Consider the following 21,363-nt stretch of genomic DNA (forward strand, 5'->3'; position numbering starts at 1 on the left):
ACGCCAACTCGGACCCGCCGCGCCACCTCGAAGCCGGCACCGTCGCCTTCCTCGCCTCGGATGCAGCCCACGACAGTTTCGTCACCCGCGCCTTCGTCGGCAATCCATTGCAATGGCTACTCGGTCGGCTGCACGGTTTTCCGCGCTAGTTGAACCAAAGCGCAAAAGTCAGGAACCCGCCGCCGCCGAACTGGCGCTGGATCTGGTCGAAATCGTCGCTGGTCAGGATCTTGCCGCTTTCGAGATAGGGCGCGATGGCAGGGCCGGTGATCGACAGCACCAGGTCGAAGTTTTTTGGCTCGTCGAAGAAGCGCTTCATGTTGATGCCCTTGCCGGTGATGCGGAAATGCGGCAGCAGCGTGCGGCCTTCGAGCAGACCCTCGGCCATGGTCAGGGCGGCGAGCCAGGCCTGGACCTGCTCTTCGCCAACTTCGAGGCCGGTGAGCGGGTTTTCGCCCTTCTGCTGCGGGCCGGGCAGCCATTCGCGGTCATTGTCGGTCTCGGCGCGGATCGCCTTCCAGTCCTCGCGCGACAGCCGGATCATTTCGAGCAGATGGCGGCGCGCCGCTTGCCGGCGCTCCGGTTCAACCACCGGCCAGTTGACGAGATGCACCAGCGAGATGAAATCGGCGATGCGCCATTCCGAGGCGAAGATGCTGCTGCCCATGTCGCTGGCCGGCGGCACGAGAATGTCCTGCAACGGCAGCTTGGCGCGCGGGAACAGCATGTGGAACGAACCGTCGAAAGTGCTCCTGAAATCATGCGCTAGCCAGAAATCGGCCTGCGCCATCAGGAACTCGGCATAGCCTTGTAGCCAGAAACCGTCGGCGCGGTCGAAGCGGAATGTCAGCGTGGGGGCGGCGGCGTCCGACGAGATGCCGCCGCGTGACAACGAGGCGATGATCGCCGCCATGCTTTCATCAGGCGCGATGGTGCCGTCCTCGTTGAGGTCGATGCCGGTATGGGTGAGGTCGATGACCATGCCGATATCGGCGTCTGCCGGCACCGACGCAAACGTGGCGGCGGATTTTTCGAGCCGGTCGCGGAAAGCGACCAGGATGGCGCGGAATTGCTCATAGGTCAGCGGCTCGGGGTTGGCGTTGTCCGGCACCGGCAGCCGCATCAGCGGCAGCATGAAGGATTGCGGGCTTTCGAAACCATGGCGGTGCAGGCCGCTGGCCAGTATCTCCAGCGCGGTGAAGAACTCGCCGGCCCCGGCCGCATAGGCTGATGCCGGGTCTTTTGGCGCGGCGGCCTCCAGCGTCGAGAGAGCGGTGTCGCGCGCAGCCACGGTCTTTGCCTCGAACAAGGTGGTTGCCGCTTCGGGCATTGCCGCCGAGGCGGAAGACAGCGGCACGATCAGCATGAAAGCGGATGTCAGCAGGCCTGCCAGTCGTGTCATCTCTTCCCCCAATATTCGTCGCGCAGAGCAAACATACACCATTTGCAGCGCCGCGCTTCAACCCGCCCCGCGGACGGTCTACACAGGGCAAACAATTGGGCGCCGCGTGTCGAACTATCCGCTTTCCTACAAGCTGTCCTGGCTGCCGCGTTTCCTGAAGCCGTCGCTGGCCGGCGACGCACGAGACTTTGCGCCGATGGCGGGAACGCTGATGGATCCGTCGCCAAGGCAGGCGGTGCGACTTGCCTTCGTCGGTGACATCTCGGCTGTGGCCAATCGCAGTGCGCCGGGCTGCGATCCGGAGATCAAGGCACTTCTCGGCGCTGCCGATCTGGTGATCGGCAATTGTGAAAGCCCTGTTGTGGACAGAGCAAATGCGGCGCTGGGCACGAGGCTCGGCACGCATCACGCGATGAGCGAGCGGTTCCTGGCCGAGGCGCTGGCGGTGGCGGGTATTTCGCGCGAAAAGCTCGTGCTGTCGCTGGCCAACAACCATGTGCTCGACCAGGGCGTCGCCGGTTTCGACGAGACGGTCGCGGCGCTGCAGCGGCTCGGCATCCGCACGGTGGGCCTCGTTGCCAACGGTCCGGTGGTGCCTGTCCAGGTCGGACCGCTTGATATCGGCTTTGCCGCCTTCACGCTGTGGCGCAACGCCGATGAAAGCGTGTTCACGGGGCGCGTATCAATGGACAGTGATCCGGCGCGTTGGTCACGCGATGGTGTCGATCTTCTTTGCGCCGTGCCGCATTGGGACTGGGAGTTCCGGCATTTTCCGCGCGCCGAGACGCGGGTGCTGGCCAGGCGGCTGGTCGGACAGGGCGTCGGGCTGATCGCCGGCCATCACGCCCATGTCGTGCAACCAGTGGAAAAGATCGACAGGACGATCGTCGCTTACGGGCTCGGCGATTTCCTCGGCACCGCCTTTGCCCGCCAGCCATGGCCCGGCCGCATCGGCGGAATATTTGTCGTGGATGTCAGTGTCGATGCCGGCTCCCGGGGCGCCATTGCGTCTTACCGGCTGCATCCCTTCATGCGCCTGCGCGCCGGCGACCACGAGCGGCTGCTGTTGGTGGAAGGGATGGAGAGGCGAATGCGCGGCAAGGTCGAAGCTCGGTTGAGGGCGGTCTTTCCTTCCTCTTCAAGCGAAGAGGGCGTCACCGCTTAACCGTCTGGCGGCCCTTGCAAAACCGACTATCATGCGACGGCAGAGGCAGGCTTGCGAGGGTAGCGGTGGAAACAGCGGATTTCATGCCTGGTGAGGCTGACATCGCCAGCATCCGGAAAGACATCGAGGCCTATGAAGCGGCCAGGGCCTCGGCGGTTCGGCAGGTGCGCTGGGTGCCGCTGTTCGTCGGCCTGGTGCTGGTGGCCGTGGTGCTGGTCGCCTGGCTGTTCAACAAGGTCGCCGACCCCAACGAGCAATGGGTCTCGACGCCGCACGTGTTTCTCTATGTCATCGGCTTCGCGGCTTCGATCCTGCTCTATTTCCAGGCCAGGAAACCGGTGACGCGGCTGCAGCAATCGTTCCGCGAGACGCTGCTGCCGATCATCTTCGGCTTCATTGCGGACATGCGCTACCAGCACGGCGTGACGCCGAATTCCTTCGACCGGCTGCCGCGCACGGCGGTCGGTCCGTTCAACCGGCAGGCGTTCGACGACATCGTCGCGGGCCGCTATGAGGGGTTTCCGTTCGAGCTCTACGAGGCGCATCTGCGGGAAGGGTCGGGCAAGGGCTCGTCGACAGCCTTTCAAGGCGTCATCGTCGCTTTCGAGACCATCGCGCCGTTCCCCGGCATACTGGTGGCGACGCGGCGGACCAACGCGGTGATCAGCTTCTTTCGCGGCATGTTCGCCAGCAAGCTGCAAGAGCTGTCCAGCGGCGACGCGGCGCTCGACGCTGCCTACGAGTTCCGCACCGACAATGTCGGGGCGGCACAGCCACTGGTGAGCGGCCGGCTGGCGCAGGCGCTGAAATGGCTTGGCGAAACCTGGCCGGACGACCCGGCCCGCGTCGCGCTCAACGGCAGCGATGGTTTCCTGCTGCTGCCCCAGACGAAGAACTTTTTCGAGCTGCCGGATATTTCGGTGCCGCTCGACTATACCACACATGTCGCGCCGATGATCGCCGACATGGGCGCGATGCTGGCTACGGCGGCACTTGTGCGCAAGATCGGCGGGAGGGACGAGGCAAGCTAGTCCGGCCGGGCATACGATCAACAATCGTAACCGGATTTGTCGCGCAAATAGTCCGCTTCTTCCTGCGACATTCTCTTGAACATCACGCAGACGGTGAAGCTGCCGACTTGCCGCCCGTCGCGTCTGTATCCCCAGTCGGAAACATCGTCCCTGGTGAATTCTATGTTCTGGCCGAGGACGACATTGCGCACTGCTTCCGGCTGGTTTGCCAATATGCCGACGAAGCCGGTTTCCGTGCGCCGGAACGGGATGACCCAGAAGTGCTCGCTGACATTCCCATCTAGCACCTCGACCTTCAATTTGAACCTGTCCGTGCCTGAGGGCGGCGCTTCGGCCAGGGCCAGGAACTCATCCAAGCTGGCAAGCGCCTTCGCAGTCGCTACCGCCATCTCGGGATCGTCCTTAGCAAAGATAACCGTTTTGTCGTCGCCTGGGTCCGTGGCTTGTGCGCCGGCCAATCCTGGAGCAAGCGCAAGCATCAGGGACATCATGGTCCGGACTGCAAGCTTCATGGAAGGCCCCCCTTCATCGTAACAACGCACCATGCTGTATCCGTTCCCGATTTGCAACCGAAGCGCGAGTTCGATCCGCTTCGGAGTGGCGGTTTTGAACTGATCCATGAAACAAAATGTGTATCGATGACGGGCCAGCAGTCTGTTTCGTGATGCCGCTCGGGACGGATTGCGGCGGCCGCGCCGCGATCGAAACCGTCCGCCACAATCCGGCTAAACGACTCTTTTCGCGGACAGAAGTGGGCTCGTCGGGGGAGCCGAAGCGGCCGGAAATGATGTCGGCAGCAAGCAATGTGTCGGAATTAAGCCTATGATATTGTTTGCGAAAATTCACCCAACGTGATTTGCGGAGGGAGCGCTTTCCGTTCCAGTTTCGGGCCGCCCGGTGCTGTCGTTTGCCAAGGCGGCGGTCCGAAAAAGTAAAACAGCACGGAGTGCTTACCCATGAAAAAGACCCTCGCACCCACCGCCGCTCTGCTCGCCTTCCTCGGCACCGCCTATGCCGCGACCGTTCAGGGCACCATCCAGGCCGTCGACCCGACGACCAAGTCGATTACCCTCGACGACGGCAAGATCTACCAGCTGTCGCCGGAAGCGACGATCGGGAAACTGAAGGTCGGCGCCAAGGTGGCGGTGACCGTCGATGACAAGACCGGCATCGTGACGTCGATCAAGAAGGCTTCGTAAGGCGTGAGCGTCGTGCGTCGGCGGACCTGCTGACGCAGTTTTCAGACCCTGTTCCACTCCTGGCCGGTCCCTTCGGGATCGGCCACTTTCATGCTGCGCCCCTCAATGCCCGGCGTGCGGGATGAGGTCTTCCGGCTGGATACCCCAAGGATGGCTGGCGGGACGCTGTCCAGGCACCATCGCTATGGTTTTTGCCAAAGAGCCGCGCTATCCCTTGGCCAACGGGGGATATTCATGGCTGACGAACAAAAAGGGTTTCGCCTGTCGCGCAGGCTGCTGCTGGGTGCGGCTGTCGTCGGCGGCGCGGTGCTGTGGGGCGGCACCACGGTGGCGCGGCTGGCGCGCGGACCTTCGGGACCAAAGAACGCCGGCCGGATTGCCGATATTGACGGCATCGCGCTACCACTGAAGCCACTGGAGAATGCGCCGGCCTTCGATGCTTCGCTGCCCTGGTCGGCCAAGGGCGGCGACATCAACGATGCCAGCGGTCTGTCGAGGACGCCGGTCTATGGCGTCGTCGAGATCGGCGAGGAAGAGCACATCGCCAAGGCGCTAGCCTTCGCACGCGCCAACGGCTTGAAGGTTTCGCTGGCCGCCATCCGCCATTCGATGGGCGGGCATGCCTTCGACGACAACGCGCTGGTGCTCGACCTCAGAAAATTCAACAAGGTGACGGTGGATGCGGCGGCGAAGACCATGACGCTGCAGCCGGGTGCACGCTGGCACGACATCCAGAACCTTCTGCATCCGCACTTCGCGGTGAAGGCAATGCAGTCCACCGACATCTTCTCGGTCGGCGGCTCACTGTCGGTCAATGCGCATGGCATGGACCATCAGGCGGGTTCCGTGGCGGGTTCGATCCGCTCGATGCGGGTGATGCTGGCCGACGGTTCGGTGACGACCTGCTCGCCCACCGAGAACACCGATCTGTTCCGCCACATCGTCGGCGGCTACGGCCTGTTCGGCGTGGTGCTGGAGGCCACGCTCGATATCGTCGACAACGCCGTCTACCGCACCTCGCGCGAAATCATCAAATCGGACGATTTTCCAGAATTCTTCGCCGAGGTGCTGGAGCCGAACAAGGAGATCGGCCTGTTCTACGGCCATCTGTCGACGGCGCCGGGCAATTTCCTCGAGGACATGATCGTCTACCGCTATGACAAGGTGGCCGATCAGCCGCCGGCTGACCAACCAGCGATTGGCGAACCGGGATCGGTCGGGCTGAAACGGGTGATCATCAACCTGGCGAAATGGGGCAGCCTGTTCCAGGAGCTGAAATGGTTCACCGAAAAGACGCTGGAGCCGAAGTTCGAAAGCTGCACGGTGGCGCGCACCTCGGCCATGGCGGAAGGCGAGGCCTGCCTCGTCACCCGCAACAACCCGATGCACGATTCGGTGCCCTATCTCTTCAACGATCAGATGGATGAGACCGACATCCTGCACGAATATTTTATTCCGCGTGCCGCCTATGTCGAATTCATAGCGGAAGCCCGCGAGATCCTGCGCAACCAGACGCTGCCGGTGCTCAACGCCTCGGTGCGCATCGTCCACAAGGAGGATGTGGCGCTGACCTACGCACCGGAGCCGGCCTATTCGCTGGTGCTCTACATCAACCAGCCGACCGACGCCGACGGCAATGCCAGGATGCGGGTGCTGACCCGAGCGCTGATCGACGTGACGATCAAGCATGGCGGGCGCTTTTTCCTGCCCTACCAGCTGCATTACACGGCCAAGGAGTTGCTGGCCTCCTATCCCGAGCTGCCGGCCTTCCTGGCGGTAAAGCGGCAATATGACCCTACGGAACTGTTTTCCTCGACCTTCTACCGTGCCATCAAGGCGCTGAGTGGGGTGGCGTAAGAAGCAGTTCCAGGAAAGTGTGACGCGGTTTTCCCGGGGAAAGCGCGCAGCGCTTTCCCTAGGGAACTGCTCAAGAATAGAGCAGGAGAACAAGCCATGCGGATGGTATCAGCGGCGGCACTCACCCTCATCGCGCTGTGCGCTGGACCGGCCGGGGCCGAGGATCTCAAGGCCTTCAAGCTTACCATCGACGGCGTGACGATCGATATCGATCCCGGCGAGAGCACTGATGTGACGCTGCCCGGCGGCAAGCACAGCAAGGTGACGCTCGAGCGCAACGACTTCGCCACCTTCTCCGGCAGCGATTTCTCCTTCGTCCATCCGAGCAATATTTCGGTGACCAAGACCGATCTCGGCGAGAACATCACGCAATATCTGATGGCGTCGGCGCTGGGCACGATCGTCGTCGTGCAGGAATATGGCAAGATGAATCCGGTGTCGCTCAACCAGCTGATGCTGCAGGAGATGACCAAGGAATCGGTGCAAGCCGGTGCCACGCTGACGCAGGAGCCGACGACGCGCAAGCTCGCCGACGGCAAGGAATTGACCGGCATCCGCGCAGTGATGAAGACACGCACCGACACGGCCGATTTCGAGATCGTCGGCTTCGGTCTTGCCGATCAGGGGCTGCTGTTCATCACCCGCATTGCCGGCGAGGATGCAGCGACCGAAAAGCCGCTTATCGACAAGTTCTGGCAGAGCCTGAAGGTGAAGTTGTAGGGACCAGAAATAACGTCTCAGTTTGGATTTCGGCTGGGTCCACACTTTTGCGTAACGGCGGCCCACGTTATTCTGACGATCCGGGTTGGAGGTCTTACGGCATGGCGAAGCTCATTTTCAGAATGAACGTGTCTCTCGACGGCTATGTCGACCACATGAGAATGTCATCAGGCCCCACGGTCTTTCGCCACTGGATAGAGCAAGTGCGCGACTTGGCCGGCAGTGTGTATGGTCGCGGCATGTACGAGGTCATGCGTTATTGGGACGAAGACAGTCCTGAGTGGAGCGCGGAGGCGCACGAATTCGCGGCGGCGTGGCGGAGCCAACCGAAATGGGTTGTGTCGCGCTCGCTGAAGTCGGTCGGCCCCAACGCCACACTTGTCGAGAATGACGTCGAGGCGGTGATACGTGGGCTGAAGGCTGAGCTCGTTGGGGAGATTTCAGTTTCTGGACCAAACCTGGCGCGAAGCCTGACCGACCTTGGTCTTATCGATGAGTACCAACTCTACTTCCATCCATTCGTGCTTGGTCACGGCAAGCCATTCTTCGCCGGCCCCCGGTCGCCGCTTCGCTTCGTGGCAAGCGATCTGATTGGCGATGACGTGATCAGGTTGACCTATGTTCCGGCCTAATCACGGGGCACCCGGTGCGACGATAGGATGCCGCGCTTGCATGTTGCGGTCGTCAAACCGAGACGCTAGCAGGACTACAGCCCCTTTGGCATCAACCCTGCCAGCCAGTTCACGGAGCGTTTCGCGGCGTCTGCGGTCGCCGAGGCGGCGCGGCCAAGATCGGTCTTGACCACGGCGTAGCCGTTTTTGGTGCGATAGAGCACGCCGGTTCCGCCATCGACCACTTGTTCATAAGCGACGGGCCGGGCGGCGTCGGCTTCCATGGCTGTCGTCGGCGAACCCACCGAGACGCTCGGCCGGTGGCTCAGTTCAGGCGGCAACGGGCTTTGGGTTCTAACCACCCGGCTGGCGGGCTTCAATTCCGGGCGCGACGCTGTCGCGGCCAGCTGCGAGGAGGACGACGAGCCCTTCGTGCGGCAGATGCCGGAGACGAGCGGATAGTTGAAATTGCGCTCGTGCAGCATCTGGCTTTTCATCGCCGCTTCGCACTCGGCGACGGTCGACCACTTGGCCGGCGTCTCGCCGATATATTCGCACAGCTTGGCGTCGCAGTCGCAGCCGACAATGGTCATGGCGACAAGGGCGGTCTTGATCACGGTCTTGTCCCTTCGAGATGCCCCCCGGCAGCCCATACTTCCTTCCCATTCCTTCGCGCGCGAACAAGGCGGGATTTGGCCGCGATTGTGAAATGAGCGTGGCGGAGCGCCAAACAGCCGGCCTATCGCGTGGCCGGCAAGGTCCGTTTGAGGAAATTCGCGATCAGCCGCACCACGTCTTGTGGGCGTTCAACCTGCGGGTTGTGATTGACGCCATCGAGAACCGCCAGTTCGGCGTGTGGAAACAGCGAAGCAATCTCCTCACCCTGTTCGAGGGGCGTGGTCGTGTCCTCTCGCCCCCAAATGATGAGAACAGGCGGCGTGAAGGCGCGATAGTTCGCCTTGTTGGCGGCAAGCGATTTTCGCTCGTCGTTGAAGAGGCCGCTGAACAGCCAATGGCCCACCGCATTGGTCGTGCCTTCAACGTTGAGTGGGCGTGCGTAAATCGCGATGCGCTCAGGGGTCACCACGGCATCGTTCCCGATGAACGAGCGCAGACCCGGGCCGACCATGAGCGGATTGGTGAAGGTCGAGGCGGTCAGCAGCTGGCGAGGCCAGGCCATGTTCAGGAAGGATGCGAACGGCAAAGCCGGCGCCTCGGTCCGGCCGAGGCCAAGTGCCATGTCGAGCAGGATCAGCGAGTCGATACGAGCCGGGGCGGAGAACGCGGCTTCGATCACGCCACCGCCGCCATAGGAGTGGACACCGACGCTGAAATGACGAAGGCTAAGCGCGTCGGCGAAACCGAGGACGCGTTTGGCGTGGGCGGCGCGCGAATAATCCTGATCGGCCGGTCTCTCGGAATAGCCAAAGGGAGGCATGTCGGGCGCGATGACGCGAAAGCCCTGTTCTCCCAATGGCGCGGCGATATCGCGGTATGTTTCGGCCCAGGAGGCCGTGCCGTGGAACAGGAGCAGCGGCGGCCCGTCCGGAGGGCCCCAGACCTGATAGTGCATCTTCAACCCGTCGACCATTACGAACAGCGCTCCCGCCGGGGCTGCCTGCTCGGGTGACAGGGTCTCTCGCAACGCCGCCGCGCCGCGAAAGCCGACAAGCACGACGGCAACGAGCACAACCAGCGTGAGCGCCAGCCAGCCGAGGATGCGGATCAGTCGGCGCATTGCCGGGCTATCGTCTCAATAGTCATAGACGTGTTCGAGCCTGGCGCCTGACTTGATCAGCGCCGGCAGCACCAAATGCAGCTTGCGCACGGCGACGGTCAGCCCGGTGCGGCGCGTTGCCGGATCGGCCGGCAGCGGATAGCTGAACAGGATGCGCATGCCTTCGGGGACGGCGATCGTATCGGTGGACAGTACGGTGACCATGATCTCGTCATTGCCGCCGATCTCGACGAAGGAGACGCCCTTGTCGATCAGGCGCGGGATCATTTCGGTGAACACCTGATAGCGCTTGGTGACGAAGATGGTGCCGTCAGCTCCCATGTCGCGCTCGAGCAAGGTGTCGGGCTCGTTGCGGGTGGCTTCGCCGACCGGCCCCTTGGCCCAGACATGGATGTCGAGGAAGGCAGGGTCCATCGTGGCGGCGAGTGCCTTTTTGATCATGTCGGCATAGCCCTGCTTGATGGTGTCGGCGAGGCCAAAGGCCAACTTGCGTTCGCTGGTGCGGACGGAACTGTCACCCGGCGCCGGCTGCACGGCAAACAGGCCGGCGCGCTTTTCGGCATAGGGAAACTGATACCACGGCACCTGGTCGAGGAACGCGGCATAGTCGGCCGCCACCTTGGCCTGATAGATGTCGGCGGCGGTTCGCTTGCCAGATGTCGCCTCGGTGATGCGGCCGACCGTGTTCTCATAGGCCCACTGCAGGATATGCTCGATCGAGTGGCTGGTGCCGATGATGACCAGCATCTGGTGGTTGGCGTAGTTGAATTTGTAGGGAGAGCTGGCCCGGATCACCATGGCGTAGTCCTGCCAGAAGCGGCCGACATAGGACCAGTAGGGGAAGCCGCTCGGCTGGTCCTTGTCGACGAAGCCGGCATATTCGCGCGCGGCGTAGACGATCGCCCATTCCGGATAGGTGAGGAAGGTCGATTCTTCCGGCCGCTGGTAGAAGGGGATCTCGGCGCGGACCTTGTCGGCCAGCGCCTTGGGCGGGGCGCCGTCGGCAATGCCGGGCAGCGGCGTCTTGTCGAGCGACGACGTCGTCAGGAAGCCGTAGCTCAGCCCGATGATCGGGATGAGAATGACGATGACGATCAGCCAGAGGATCGTCTTGATGATGCGCTTCAGCCAGCGGAACAGGAACATGGCCGATCAGGCCGTGGCGAAGTGGTCGTGTACGCGCTTGGCTAACCAGAAGCCGACATAGACGGCGAAGCCGCCAATGACGATGTGCGGCAGGTTGGCGAAGAAACGGGCCGGGAATTCGATATCGTTGAGGGAGCGGAAGCCGTTGATGAAGATGCCGGCATCGAGGCAGCCGGAACCGGTGACCAGCCCGAGCACGCCGTCGAACAGGTAGACCGAACCGAACAGCTTGAAATAGAACACCGCCTGGCGGTGCGAGATGAAGGCGGCGGCCAGTGCCCAGACGCCGGAAAAGGCGTGCAGCAGGTCGTCATACCATTGCAGCGAGAACAGGCCGAACAGATTGCCGTTGGCATCGTTGAACGCCGGTATGTAGCCGATGGCGACGACGCCGAAGAACAGGAAGGCGTAGGCAACGGCAAGCTTCTGGATCAACGTCATGAAGTATCCCCCTCCTACGAGCCTGCTTTGCAAACAGACTCTGACGACACAGCGATACTAACCGATTTTAGCGCGCGGTGAAGCGGCGCTCGCAAGATCGCCGGCAAAGGGCATCGAGGGGGGAAAAGACAGTCGGCGCCGGGATTTCTCCCAGCGCCTCCCTGTCAGATCAGGACACGGTCGCGGCAGCAACTTCCGTAAAGTCGTCGCGCCTTGCCGGCCTTGATTTTGACGGTCCTGCCAGTCCGCCACCCGAGAGCAGCGTCCGTTCGGGACCACGCCGGTTTCCACCCTTGCGAGCTTTGCCCTGCGCACCATCGAAGGTTTTTGCCGTCCTTCATGGCAGCATCGGTCCGCCGTCGGCGTTGGCACGCTTTCCGCGGCCCCGTAGGTCTCGGCATCCGTCCCTCGACCAGGCAAGCCTGCTCTCGATCCGGGCCGTACGGGCCTCAGGAAATCCGCCTTTCACTTCGCCTTTCGGCTTGATGATCGGTAGCCGCCTGAGATGGGTTTAACGTACGCCGGGTAAGGGTCGTAGGGAATGGCCATGGGCCTGTGGATAACGGGATTATCGGGGATCAATCAGGGATAGCGGGATTTTCGTATCCGTCATGATGGGCGGCGGAGGCGGACATTCGGCCCTTGCCCTGCCGACCGGTGCGGGCTTCAATGCCGGCAAAGGATTCGAGGCCCAAGCGTCTTCGATGTCCTTGCGGGAGGGTGTGCTTGAAAGTCGGGGTGGTTCTCAATCCGATTGCCGGTGGCGGCCGGCTCAAACGGCATTGGCCCGAGGTCGCCGCGTCGCTGAAGAAGCATTTCGGCGAATTCGAACTGCGCGAGACGCAGGCCGAAGGCGACGCCGAAAGGCTGGCAATCGATCTTGCGATGAGCGGCTTCGATCTGGTGATTGCGGCCGGCGGTGACGGCACCGCCAGCGAAGTGGCCGACGGGCTGCTGCAGGCGACCCAGGAGAGCGGCCGGATCACCGAGCTTGGCCTGTTGCCGTGCGGCACCGGCATCGATTTCGCGCGCGGGCTCGGTCTGCCGAAAGAAGTGGACGCCGTGCTGAAGCGGATCGCCGAGGCCAAGGGTCGCAAGGTCGATGCCGGGCGCATCTGTTACATCGACGACCATGGCGCGCTGGCCAGCCGGCACTTCATCAACATCGCCAGCCTGGGGCTTTCCGGCGCCACCGACCGCGCCGTCAATGCCGACAAGCGCAAGGGCAAGATGTCGGCCAAGGCGCTGTTCCTGTGGCGCACCGTGGTCGAGTTCATCCGCTACCGCTTCCAGGACGTCAGGATCACCGTCGACGACGGCGCCCCGGTCGAAGCGCGCATGGCGCTGGTGGCGGTGGCCAATGGAAAGTTCTTCGGCGGTGGCATGATGATCGCGCCGGACGCCGAACTGACCGACGGGCAGTTCGACATCGTCATCCTGCGCGCCGCCGGCAAGCTGAAGTTGATCTGGGACATCCGCCTGCTCTATGGCGGCCGGCACCGCAACCATCCGGCGATCACCATCCTGCGCGGCAGGAAAGTGGTGGTCGAACCGCTCGGCGATGTCGAGAAGAACGGCGCGCTGGTCGACATAGACGGCGAGTCGCCGGGACGCATACCCGCGACCTTCGAGATCCTGCCGGGGGCATTGACGCTCAGATACTGAATCAAGCCGTTGACAGATTGATTCAAATGGATCCGCCGATCCAGTCAACGCCTTGAAATCGCTTGATATCCGGCTGGCGTCAAAGTTCGAGTTTGGCCGGGAAACCAGGCGCGCGCAGGTCGGTGCCGACGGCATCTTCCAGCAATTTGACGATCTGGGTCGACCAGGCGCCGCCGCCATAAGCAGCCTTGCCGTGCTCGAAAATCGTGTTGACCCGCGATGCCAGGTCGAGCGGCACGCCTGACTGTTCGCCCATGGCGAGCGCGAAGCCGAGGTCCTTCAGCGCCAGGTCCATGGTGAAGCCGATGTCGTAGGAGCCGTTGAGAACCAGCTGGCTTTCGGTCTCGTGGACGAAGCTGTTGCCGGAGGAGGCAACGATGGCGTGGTAGGATTGGGCGAGGTCGAGCCCGCCCTGTTTGGCCAGCATCAGCGCTTCGCCGGCGGCTACGAGATGGATGAAGGCGAGCATATTGGTGATCACCTTGATCACCGCCGCCGAGCCTACCGGACCCATCAGGAACGATTTTGCACACATCGCCTCGATGGCCGGGCGATGACGCTCGTAGAGCGCTGGATCGCCGCCGACCAGCGCGGTGATCTTTCCGACCGCGGCCAGATGCACGCCACCCGTGACCGGGCATTCTAGGGTCTCGACGCCCCTGGCCGAGGCGAGCGCGGCCAGACGCATGATCTCGTCGCGGCCATTGGTCGACATCTCGATCCAGGTGCCGCCCTGGGGCAGGCCTTCGAGCAAACCTCCGGGGCCGGCCAGCACTGCTTCGCTGACCTTGGGCGAGGGCAAGCATGTGATCGCATTGCCGGCCTGCGCGGCGGCATTGGCAGGGCTGTTCGCTGCCACTGCGCCGAGCGCCACGAGCCGCTCGACGGCGGTGGGATCGCGGTCGAAGACGGTGACGGCAAAGCCGTTGCGGATCAGGCTGGCGGCAAGGTTACCGCCAAGATGGCCAAGGCCGATGAAGGCGTAGCTTTCGCTCACGGCATCAGCGGCGTCTGCATCATCTGTAGATGCAGGTCCTTGCCCGTATAGGGGTGCGCATCGCAGACGGCTTCGTTCAACTCGACGCCGAGGCCGGGCTCCTTCGACGGGATGACGTTGCCGTCCTGCCATTCGATCTTCTTCTTCAGGAGCGTGGCGTGGAAACCGTCCCACTGCTTCAGCGATTCCAGGATGAGGAAGTTGGGCAGCGTCACCGCCAGCTGGATGTTGGCGGCACCGACGATCGGCCCGCAATAGCAGTGCGGGGCGATCTGGATGTGATAGGCCTCGGCCATGGCGGCGATTTTCTTCGTCTCCAGAATGCCGCCGGAGCGGCCGAGATCGGGCTGCAATATGGTCGCGGCACGGTTCTCGATGACGCGGGCGAATTCGAACTTGGTCGTCAGCCGCTCGCCGGTGGCGATCGGGATCGAGGTGCCGCGGGCGACCTGCGCCATCACTTCGGGCATGTCAGGCGGCACCGGCTCCTCGAACCACAGCGGATCATAGGGTTCGATGGCGCGCGCCATGCGCAGCGCGCCGGACGCGGTGAACTGGCCGTGCGTGCCGAACAGGATGTCGGCGCGGGTGCCGACCGCCTCGCGGATCGCCTTGATCATGCGGGTGGAGACATCGATGTCGACGAGGCGCGGCTGATGGCCGTCGAAAGCGGTATAGGGGCCGGCCGGGTCGAGCTTGACGGCATTGAAACCCTGCTCGACATATTCGAGCGCGCAGGCGGCGGCGAGATCGGGGTCGTTGTAGACGTTCTTGCCGTCAGGCGCGTCCTCGGAATGAACGCTGCCGGTGTGCGGGTAGAGGTAGGTGTAGGAGCGCAGCGTTTCGTGTACCTGGCCACCGAGCAATTTGTAGACCGGCTTGTTGGCCTCCTTGCCGATGATGTCCCAGCAGGCCATTTCCAGCGCCGAGAAGCAGCCCATGCCGGACACATCGGGGCGCTGGGTGAAGCCGGACGAATAGGCGCGGCGGAAAAAGTTCTCGATGTCGTGCGGATCGCGGCCGACGAGATAACGCTCGGCCATGTCCTCGACCATCTTCGCCGTGACATGGGCGGAGAAGGTGGCGTTGTAGGCCTCGCCATAACCGACGACGCCCCCATCGGTGGTGAGCTTGACGAAGATGAAATACTTGCCGCCGATGCCGGGCGGCGGGTTGCCGACAACCCAGGTCTTGACGTCGGTGATCTTCATTTTTGGTCCTCCAGAACCAGTTCGGCGCCCTTCCAACCGGTCATGATCGAGGCGGCGTTGGTGTTACCGGTGATGTTGTCGGGAAAGATCGAGGCGTCGATGACGCGCAAGCCTTCAAGACCATGCACCCTGAGACGTGGGTCGACGACGGCGCGCGCGGGATCAGGCCCCATGCGGCAGGTCGAGACCGGATGATAGACGGTGCCGGAGCGTTTCCTGAAATCCTGAATCAGGTCTGCATCGGAAGTGATTGAAGGACCAGGCAAAACCTCTTCCTCGATGATCTCGGCCATTGCAGGCATCGAGGCGATCTTGCGCACGAATTTCACGGCGTCGAGCATCTCATCGACATCGGCATTGGTGGAGTAGGCGTTGGCGACAATTTTGGGATAGTCGCGCGGGTTGCTGGAGCGGATCATGATCTCGCCACGGCTTGATGGCCGGCAGTTGGACAGGCCGATGGAAAAGCCCGGCCATGGATCCGGCGTCAGGATCGGGCGCTCGCCGCTTTTGGGAATGACGGTCGAGAACGCCTGGAAATAGAGCTGCATGTTGGGCCGCGTCGCCGCAGGGTCTGTGCGGAAGAAGCCGCCGGCATTGTTCATTGACAGCGACAGCGGGCCCGAACGGGTCAGGATGTATTGCATGCCGACCAGCAGCTTGCCCCACCAGGGACGCAGCGTCTGGTTGAGCGTCGGCAGCCTGCCCTTGAAGGTGTAGTTGATGCCGACATGGTCCTGCAGATGCGCGCCGACATTCTCGTTGGCATGAAGGACGGGAATGCCCAGACCACCAAGCAGAGCGGAGGGGCCGACGCCGGACAGCTGCAGCAATTGCGGCGAGTTGACCGAACCGCCTGATAGAATGACCTCGCGGCCGGCACGTGCCGTCTTCGTCTCGCCGTTCTGTTGATACTCGACGCCGATGGCGCGCTTGCCTTCGAACAGGATCCTGGTCGCCAGCGCATTCATCTCGACGCGGACGTTGGCGCGCTTCATCGCCGGGCGCAGGAAGGCGCGCGCCGCCGACATGCGGCGGCCGTTGCGGGTCGAAATCTGGTAGATGCCGACGCCTTCCTGGGCAGCACCATTGAAATCCGGATTGAGCGGCAGGCCGGCCTGCTGGCCGGCGGCGAGATAGCGTTTGGTCAGTGGATGGACGGCGTTTGAACAGTCGGTGACATGCAGCGGGCCCCCCGTGCCGCGCCATGCATCGGCGCCGGCCTGATTGTCCTCGAGCGCCTTGAAGGCGGGCAGCAGGTCGTCATAGGCCCAGCCGGGATTGCCGGCAGCCGCCCAGGCATCGAAGTCCTCGCGCGCGCCCCTGATCCAGACCATGGCGTTGATCGAGCTCGAACCGCCGAGCAGCTTGCCGCGCGGCCAGTGGTCGGCATTGCCGGCGAGCCCCGGGTCCGGCTCGGCCTTGTAGTTCCAGTTGACATCAGGATCGAAGAAGGTCTTGCCGTAGCCAAGCGGCATCTGCACGTAGAAGCGGCGGTCGGTGCCGCCGGCCTCTAGCACCAGCACCGAGAAGCGCCCCGAGGCCGACAGTTTGTCAGCCAGGACCGAGCCGGCCGAGCCGGAGCCGACGATGATGAAATCATAGGTCTGCATGATTGAAATGAGCGGCTCCGGAAATCTGGCTGCAGCCTAGACGCGACGGGTTGACCGCGTCGCCGCGCCATCCGGCATCAGTTGTGAAAAAAGCGACCGTCCAACTGGTCGGGTTTGCGGGGATTCCCGACAATCGCGCTTGATATGCACCGGCCCGACAGCCTATGCGATGGCATTATTTTGGCGCATGATTTTTTCCGAAAAGTCTGCAACTTTTCGGAATCATGCTCTGGCCACTCTGCGGAAGGCAGGAAATCATATGCGTGTCCTGTCGGATGCTTTCATTCCCGAACTGCCGGGTCACTACAGCGGCAAGGTCCGCGAAAATTACGACCTGGCGGATGGCAGGCGCATCATCATCGCCACTGACCGCCTCAGTGCCTTCGACACCATCCTGACCTCGATCCCGTACAAGGGAGAGATTCTCACCCAGACGGCGCGCTACTGGTTCGAGGACACCGCCGATATCTGCCCCAACCATGTTCTCGAATACCCCGACCCGAACGTCGTCGTCGGCACAAGGCTCGACATCCTGCCGGTGGAGATCGTCGTGCGCGGTTATCTGGCGGGAACCACCAGCACCTCGATCCTGACCCGGTACCGGCGCGGTGACCGCGACATGTATGGCATCCGCCTGCCGGATGGCCTGCGCGACAATGAAAAGCTGGCCGAACCGATCATCACGCCAACCAGCAAGGCTGCGCATGGCGGCCATGACGAGCCGCTGTCCAGGGCCGAGATCCTTGACCAGGGTCTTCTCACGCAGGCGCAGTGGGACACCGTGTCCGGCTACGCCTTGCGGCTGTTCGCCCGTGGCCAGCAACGTGCCACTGAGCGCGGCCTGATCCTCGCCGACACGAAATACGAATTCGGCACCGACAAGAACGGGACCATCATTCTTGCCGACGAAATCCACACCCCGGACAGCAGCCGGTACTGGATCGCCAAGAGTTACGGACAGGCACTCGCCAGCGGCAGCCGGCCGGAGAGCTTCGACAAGGATTTCATCCGCTCGTGGGTCTCGGCGCGGTGTGATCCTTACAGCGACCCGATCCCCAAAATACCCGACGAGATCGTCGAACAGGCCTCCAGGGTCTATGCGCAAGCCTATGAGGCGATCACGGGCAGGAAATTCTCTCCTGATGTTTCCGGGGATACCGTGCTCGATCGCATTCGCACGAACCTCGAGCGTTACTTTTAGCGGCCAGGCGAACCTTCACAGGGGGTACAGTCGGCAGAGGCGCGTTGACCTGTCGGCGCCGTGACGATACGGGATCGAGGGCAACCGCTTTCGAAGGATTTTCCCCATGGTGCAGTACGCTGAAGGACGGCCGCTCGGCGATCTGACGCTGCGCACGCTGGCCATGCCTTCGGATGCCAATGCGGCCGGTGACATTTTTGGCGGCTGGGTGATGGCGCAGATGGATCTGGCCTGCGGCATCCGGGCCGCCGAGCGCGCCAAGGGCCGCGTGGTGACGGCGGCGGTCAAAGAGATGTCGTTCGCCAAGCCGATGAAGATCGGCGACACGCTGTGTATCTACACCCATGTCGAGCGCGTCGGCCGCACCTCGATGACGCTCAAGGTCGAAGCCTGGGCGCAGCGCTACCTCTCCGACCTGATGGAAAAGGTCACCCACGCCGATTTCGTCATGGTGGCGCTGGACGGCGAGGGCAAGCCGAAAGCGGTTCCCGCCGAAGGCTGACGGAAGCCGTTTCTCCCAAGATCGGCCATTTGTAACAGCGTCCGTGCGGGAGGCGCTTTTCGCGACATCCAACGGTTGCCTCCAGGCCCGATTGTGCGGGCGTCGGAGGGGAGACAATGCGTCAACATATGCTGAACGGCTGGCTTGTGGCAGCCCTGGTCGCCTTGGTCTGCCTGCTTGGCGTGACCGCCTATGCCGAAGTCAAAGAAGACCTTCCGCGCACCGTCTGCTCGCATGGCAATGTGGGCGTCAGGGAGCCAGCCGCGACATGCGCGATCTGCAGCCCGGCGCCTTGCGAAGTCATGGCGCCAAGAGCCTGAAATGGCCGCCTTTGGTATGCGATTATCGTCGGCAGAGTGGCGCGCGTGTTGGTCGACCTTAGGCACCGCAAGACAAAGTTGATAGGCCTCGTTTAGAGAACCACGAATTCACCTGTCGTCAGGCAATTTCGCTCACCGCGAAACTCCGGATTCCTTGCCATGCAAGGGTTTCAGGCATGCATGCCGTCGAATTTTTCGCGCGCCGCCTTGACGCGCGTGGTGTTCTTGCGCGCCCATTCGCCCAGCGCGCTGACCGGGATCAGCAGCTCGTGACCGAGCTCGGTCAGCTCATAGTCGACACGTGGCGGAATGGTCGGGAACACGGTGCGGGTGACGAAGCCGTCGCGCTCCAGCCCGCGCAAGGTGGTGGTCAGCATCTTCTGTGAAATGCCGCCGACCGCGGCACGCAATTCGTTGAAACGCAGCGGTCCGTCGCCCAGCTTGCCGACCACCAGAACGGTCCATTTGTCGCCGACGCGCTGCAGGATTTCCGAGATGGCGCGGCAGTCCTCGGTGCGGTGCGGGTGCCTCAGTAACAAAAAGGTGCCTCCTTGCTTCTCGAGTTGACAGTATCTCATATAGCGCCGGTATCCAAACGATACCAGCTTTACTTGCAAGGAGAGCCCCCATGTCAAAACCCAAGATCGCCATCATCATCGGTTCGACGCGTGCTGCGCGCTTCGCCGATGTGCCGACCGAATGGATCGCCAAGATCGCCAAGTCACATGCCGACATCAACGTGGAAGTCGTCGACCTGCGCGACTTCCCGCTGCCCTTCTTCGACGAGGTCGCATCCTCCGCCTGGGCACCGTCGCAGAACGAAGTGGCACAGCGCTGGCAGAAGAAGGTCGCCGAATTCGATGGCTTCATCTTCACCGCCGCCGAATACAATCATGGCCCGACGGCCGTGCTGAAGAACGCCATCGACTACGCCGCCAACGAATGGAACAAGAAGCCGGCCGGCTTTGTCGGCTATGGCAGCGTCGGTGGCGCCCGCGCCGTCGAACAGCTGCGCCTTCATGCGGTCGAATTGCAGATGGCGCCGGTCAAGTCGGCCGTCCATATCGCCTGGGGCGATTTCCTCGCCGTCCGCCAGGGCGAGAAGAAGCTCGAAGATCTCGAGCACCTGAACCAGGCCGCCGCGGCGCTGGTCAACGACGTTGCGTGGTGGGCCAAGGTGCTCAAGGCAGCGCGTCAGGCCGATGCCGTCGCCGAGGAAGTCAAGGCGGCCTGACCGCCGGTTCGAATTATCCTCCCAAGGATATGGGGCGGCGCTTGCGCCGCCCTTTTCAATTCCGGTCGCCCCTTTTCAGTTCCGGGAAGTCATGGCGTCGTGTTGTGCTTGTCTTGGCCGGATGATGCAGTCGGCGAGACGGTCCATCTCGTTGAGCTCGTCGGCGTGATGCTGGCCCCATTGGCAGAGCGCCAGCAGGATCGGCTCGAGGCTGAGGCCGAGACCTGTCGCAGAGTATTCGACGCGCGAGGGCACTTCGGCGAAGATTTCGCGGCTGACGAGGCCGTGCTCTTCCATTTCCCGAAGTTGCTGGATCAGCACTTTCTGGGTGATGCCAGGCATCAGCGCCTTCAGCGCCGACAGCCGCCGGGGACCATCGAACAGGTGGTAGAGGATGACCGCCTTCCAGCGCCCCGCAATCACTTTCAGCGCCCGTTCCGCCGGCAGCATCGGCAGCCTTTTGATGGGCATTCTCCTGGGATTGGGCATGGTCACCTCCTGGTCAGCAGGGGACAAATGAGTGTGTAGTCGAGGCTCCGCAGATAGTGGCAAACAGCGGCCGACGCCAGTGCGATCGGAGTTTGCCATGAAAGCCATTCAACTTAGCCGTTTCGGCGGTCCCGACGTGCTGGAGGTGGTCGATCTGCCGGCACCGGTGCCGCAGGCTGGCGAGGTGGTGATCCGGGTGCAAGCCGCCGGGATCAACTTCTTCGAAGTGCTGATGCGGGCGGACCGCTACGCAGTGACGCCGCAACTTCCCATGATCCTGGGCGTGGAGGCGGCGGGCGTCGTCGAGGCCGTCGGAGAAGGCGTGGATGCACAATTGCTGAGGCGCCGCATCGCTGCGCCGCTGTTCATGTCGCAGCGTCCCCACAGCGGCTATGCGGAGCAGGTGACGATGTCAGCCGATCTCGCCGTGCCGCTGCCGGATGCGCTGCCGTTCGAGGATGCGACGGCGCTGATGGTGCAGGGGCTGACGGCTCTTCATTTGCTTCGGCAAAGCCCGCCACGGGCCAAGTCGGTGCTGGTCCCGGCCGCGTCTGGCGGCGTGGGATCGTTGCTTGTCCAACTGGCCAGGCTGAAGGGCGCACGCCAGGTGATCGCGGCCGCCGGCGGCAAGGCGAAATTGCATTTCGCTCTGTCGCTCGGCGCCGATGCCGCGGTCGACTACAGCAAGCCGGATTGGCCAGCCCGGGTGCGCGAGATTGCAGGCGGGGAGGGCAACGACATCATCTACGACACAGTCGGCAGCGCGCTGACGGCTGCGTCGCTGCAGGCTCTGGCGCCTGGCGGCGAACTGGGGTTCGCGG

23 protein-coding genes are annotated in these 21,363 nt (G+C 62.9%); 12 read left to right on the plus strand and 11 right to left on the minus strand.

The window, feature by feature from the left end:
• Window positions 1-145 precede the first annotated feature (145 nt).
• Window positions 146-1,402, minus strand: a complete 1,257-nt coding sequence (locus tag EN993_RS13395; protein ID WP_127263578.1) for a hypothetical protein — start codon at window positions 1,400-1,402, stop codon at window positions 146-148.
• 106 nt (window positions 1,403-1,508) lie between these two features.
• On the opposite strand from EN993_RS13395, the gene EN993_RS13400 reads away from it, so the two are divergent.
• On the plus strand, window positions 1,509-2,567 hold the full coding sequence (locus EN993_RS13400; RefSeq protein WP_127263580.1) for a CapA family protein: 1,059 nt from the start codon (window positions 1,509-1,511) through the stop codon (window positions 2,565-2,567).
• 83 nt (window positions 2,568-2,650) lie between these two features.
• Window positions 2,651-3,598, plus strand: coding sequence for a hypothetical protein (locus tag EN993_RS13405; protein WP_245468772.1), 948 nt, complete (start codon window positions 2,651-2,653; stop codon window positions 3,596-3,598).
• Between the two features lie 17 nt (window positions 3,599-3,615).
• On the opposite strand, the gene EN993_RS13410 is transcribed toward EN993_RS13405, so the two are convergent.
• Window positions 3,616-4,218 carry a DUF2314 domain-containing protein gene (locus tag EN993_RS13410; RefSeq protein ID WP_245468773.1) on the minus strand — a complete coding sequence of 201 codons (603 nt, stop codon included), beginning with the start codon at window positions 4,216-4,218 and terminating at the stop codon, window positions 3,616-3,618.
• 336 nt (window positions 4,219-4,554) lie between these two features.
• Here EN993_RS13410 and EN993_RS13415 point away from each other — a divergent pair, with 336 nt between their 5' ends.
• From EN993_RS13415 to EN993_RS13430, 4 genes are all read left to right on the plus strand, one after another.
• On the plus strand, window positions 4,555-4,797 hold the full coding sequence (locus EN993_RS13415; protein ID WP_127263584.1) for a DUF1344 domain-containing protein: 243 nt from the start codon (window positions 4,555-4,557) through the stop codon (window positions 4,795-4,797).
• 234 nt (window positions 4,798-5,031) lie between these two features.
• Window positions 5,032-6,654, plus strand: a complete 1,623-nt coding sequence (locus tag EN993_RS13420; RefSeq protein WP_127263586.1) for an FAD-binding oxidoreductase — start codon at window positions 5,032-5,034, stop codon at window positions 6,652-6,654.
• Between the two features lie 96 nt (window positions 6,655-6,750).
• Window positions 6,751-7,374: a hypothetical protein gene (locus tag EN993_RS13425; protein WP_127263587.1), complete on the plus strand. Its 624-nt coding sequence runs from the start codon at window positions 6,751-6,753 to the stop codon at window positions 7,372-7,374.
• Window positions 7,375-7,475: 101 nt separating this feature from the next.
• Window positions 7,476-8,006: a dihydrofolate reductase family protein gene (locus tag EN993_RS13430; protein ID WP_127263589.1), complete on the plus strand. Its 531-nt coding sequence runs from the start codon at window positions 7,476-7,478 to the stop codon at window positions 8,004-8,006.
• A gap of 74 nt (window positions 8,007-8,080) precedes the next feature.
• Here EN993_RS13430 and EN993_RS13435 read toward each other — a convergent pair whose 3' ends face one another.
• From EN993_RS13435 to EN993_RS13450, 4 genes are all read right to left on the minus strand, one after another.
• Complete coding sequence (locus tag EN993_RS13435) at window positions 8,081-8,602, minus strand: hypothetical protein (RefSeq protein WP_109659854.1); 522 nt, start codon at window positions 8,600-8,602, stop codon at window positions 8,081-8,083.
• Window positions 8,603-8,724: 122 nt separating this feature from the next.
• A complete protein-coding gene (locus EN993_RS13440; protein WP_127263591.1) occupies window positions 8,725-9,723 on the minus strand; it encodes an alpha/beta hydrolase in 999 nt (332 codons plus the stop codon).
• A 15-nt stretch (window positions 9,724-9,738) separates the two neighbouring features.
• The gene (locus EN993_RS13445; protein WP_126070137.1) at window positions 9,739-10,869 is read right to left on the minus strand and encodes a hypothetical protein; all 1,131 of its coding nucleotides are present in this window, start codon (window positions 10,867-10,869) and stop codon (window positions 9,739-9,741) included.
• A gap of 6 nt (window positions 10,870-10,875) precedes the next feature.
• Window positions 10,876-11,310: a hypothetical protein gene (locus tag EN993_RS13450; RefSeq protein WP_109659861.1), complete on the minus strand. Its 435-nt coding sequence runs from the start codon at window positions 11,308-11,310 to the stop codon at window positions 10,876-10,878.
• Window positions 11,311-12,036: 726 nt separating this feature from the next.
• On the opposite strand from EN993_RS13450, the gene EN993_RS13455 reads away from it, so the two are divergent.
• The gene (locus EN993_RS13455) at window positions 12,037-12,975 is read left to right on the plus strand and encodes a diacylglycerol kinase family protein (RefSeq protein ID WP_127263593.1); all 939 of its coding nucleotides are present in this window, start codon (window positions 12,037-12,039) and stop codon (window positions 12,973-12,975) included.
• 79 nt (window positions 12,976-13,054) lie between these two features.
• Here the strand turns inward: EN993_RS13455 and EN993_RS13460 are convergent, their stop codons facing one another.
• Genes EN993_RS13460 through EN993_RS13470 form a run of 3 tightly spaced genes read right to left on the minus strand, consistent with a single transcriptional unit; the run spans window position 13,055 to window position 16,796 of the window.
• Window positions 13,055-13,972 carry an NAD(P)-dependent oxidoreductase gene (locus tag EN993_RS13460; RefSeq protein WP_127263595.1) on the minus strand — a complete coding sequence of 306 codons (918 nt, stop codon included), beginning with the start codon at window positions 13,970-13,972 and terminating at the stop codon, window positions 13,055-13,057.
• Entirely contained in the window at window positions 13,969-15,183 is a 1,215-nt protein-coding gene (locus tag EN993_RS13465) for a mandelate racemase/muconate lactonizing enzyme family protein (protein WP_057143496.1), read from the minus strand. The genes EN993_RS13460 and EN993_RS13465 overlap by 4 nt, the downstream gene beginning before the upstream one ends.
• A complete protein-coding gene (locus EN993_RS13470) occupies window positions 15,180-16,796 on the minus strand; it encodes a GMC family oxidoreductase N-terminal domain-containing protein (protein WP_127263597.1) in 1,617 nt (538 codons plus the stop codon). The genes EN993_RS13465 and EN993_RS13470 overlap by 4 nt, the downstream gene beginning before the upstream one ends.
• A 259-nt stretch (window positions 16,797-17,055) precedes the next feature.
• Between EN993_RS13470 and EN993_RS13475 the strand changes: the two genes are divergently transcribed.
• The 3 genes from EN993_RS13475 (at window position 17,056) to EN993_RS13485 (ending at window position 18,819) form a co-directional block, all read left to right on the plus strand.
• Window positions 17,056-17,997: a phosphoribosylaminoimidazolesuccinocarboxamide synthase gene (locus EN993_RS13475; protein WP_109659868.1), complete on the plus strand. Its 942-nt coding sequence runs from the start codon at window positions 17,056-17,058 to the stop codon at window positions 17,995-17,997.
• Between the two features lie 106 nt (window positions 17,998-18,103).
• Complete coding sequence (locus tag EN993_RS13480) at window positions 18,104-18,499, plus strand: acyl-CoA thioesterase (protein ID WP_056595507.1); 396 nt, start codon at window positions 18,104-18,106, stop codon at window positions 18,497-18,499.
• Window positions 18,500-18,615: 116 nt separating this feature from the next.
• Window positions 18,616-18,819 carry a hypothetical protein gene (locus EN993_RS13485; RefSeq protein ID WP_126070132.1) on the plus strand — a complete coding sequence of 68 codons (204 nt, stop codon included), beginning with the start codon at window positions 18,616-18,618 and terminating at the stop codon, window positions 18,817-18,819.
• A gap of 170 nt (window positions 18,820-18,989) precedes the next feature.
• Here EN993_RS13485 and EN993_RS13490 read toward each other — a convergent pair whose 3' ends face one another.
• On the minus strand, window positions 18,990-19,358 hold the full coding sequence (locus tag EN993_RS13490; protein ID WP_164548758.1) for a helix-turn-helix domain-containing protein: 369 nt from the start codon (window positions 19,356-19,358) through the stop codon (window positions 18,990-18,992).
• 89 nt (window positions 19,359-19,447) lie between these two features.
• Between EN993_RS13490 and EN993_RS13495 the strand changes: the two genes are divergently transcribed.
• Window positions 19,448-20,053 carry an NADPH-dependent FMN reductase gene (locus EN993_RS13495; RefSeq protein ID WP_109659874.1) on the plus strand — a complete coding sequence of 202 codons (606 nt, stop codon included), beginning with the start codon at window positions 19,448-19,450 and terminating at the stop codon, window positions 20,051-20,053.
• 75 nt (window positions 20,054-20,128) lie between these two features.
• On the opposite strand, the gene EN993_RS13500 is transcribed toward EN993_RS13495, so the two are convergent.
• Window positions 20,129-20,542, minus strand: coding sequence for a helix-turn-helix domain-containing protein (locus tag EN993_RS13500; protein ID WP_109659877.1), 414 nt, complete (start codon window positions 20,540-20,542; stop codon window positions 20,129-20,131).
• A 97-nt stretch (window positions 20,543-20,639) separates the two neighbouring features.
• Between EN993_RS13500 and EN993_RS13505 the strand changes: the two genes are divergently transcribed.
• Window positions 20,640-21,363, plus strand: a 724-nt coding sequence (locus tag EN993_RS13505; protein ID WP_127263599.1) for a zinc-binding dehydrogenase, incomplete at its 3' end; no start/stop codon positions are given.

The organism is Mesorhizobium sp. M7D.F.Ca.US.004.01.2.1, assembly GCF_003997785.1.
Lineage (GTDB): Bacteria > Pseudomonadota > Alphaproteobacteria > Rhizobiales > Rhizobiaceae > Mesorhizobium > Mesorhizobium loti.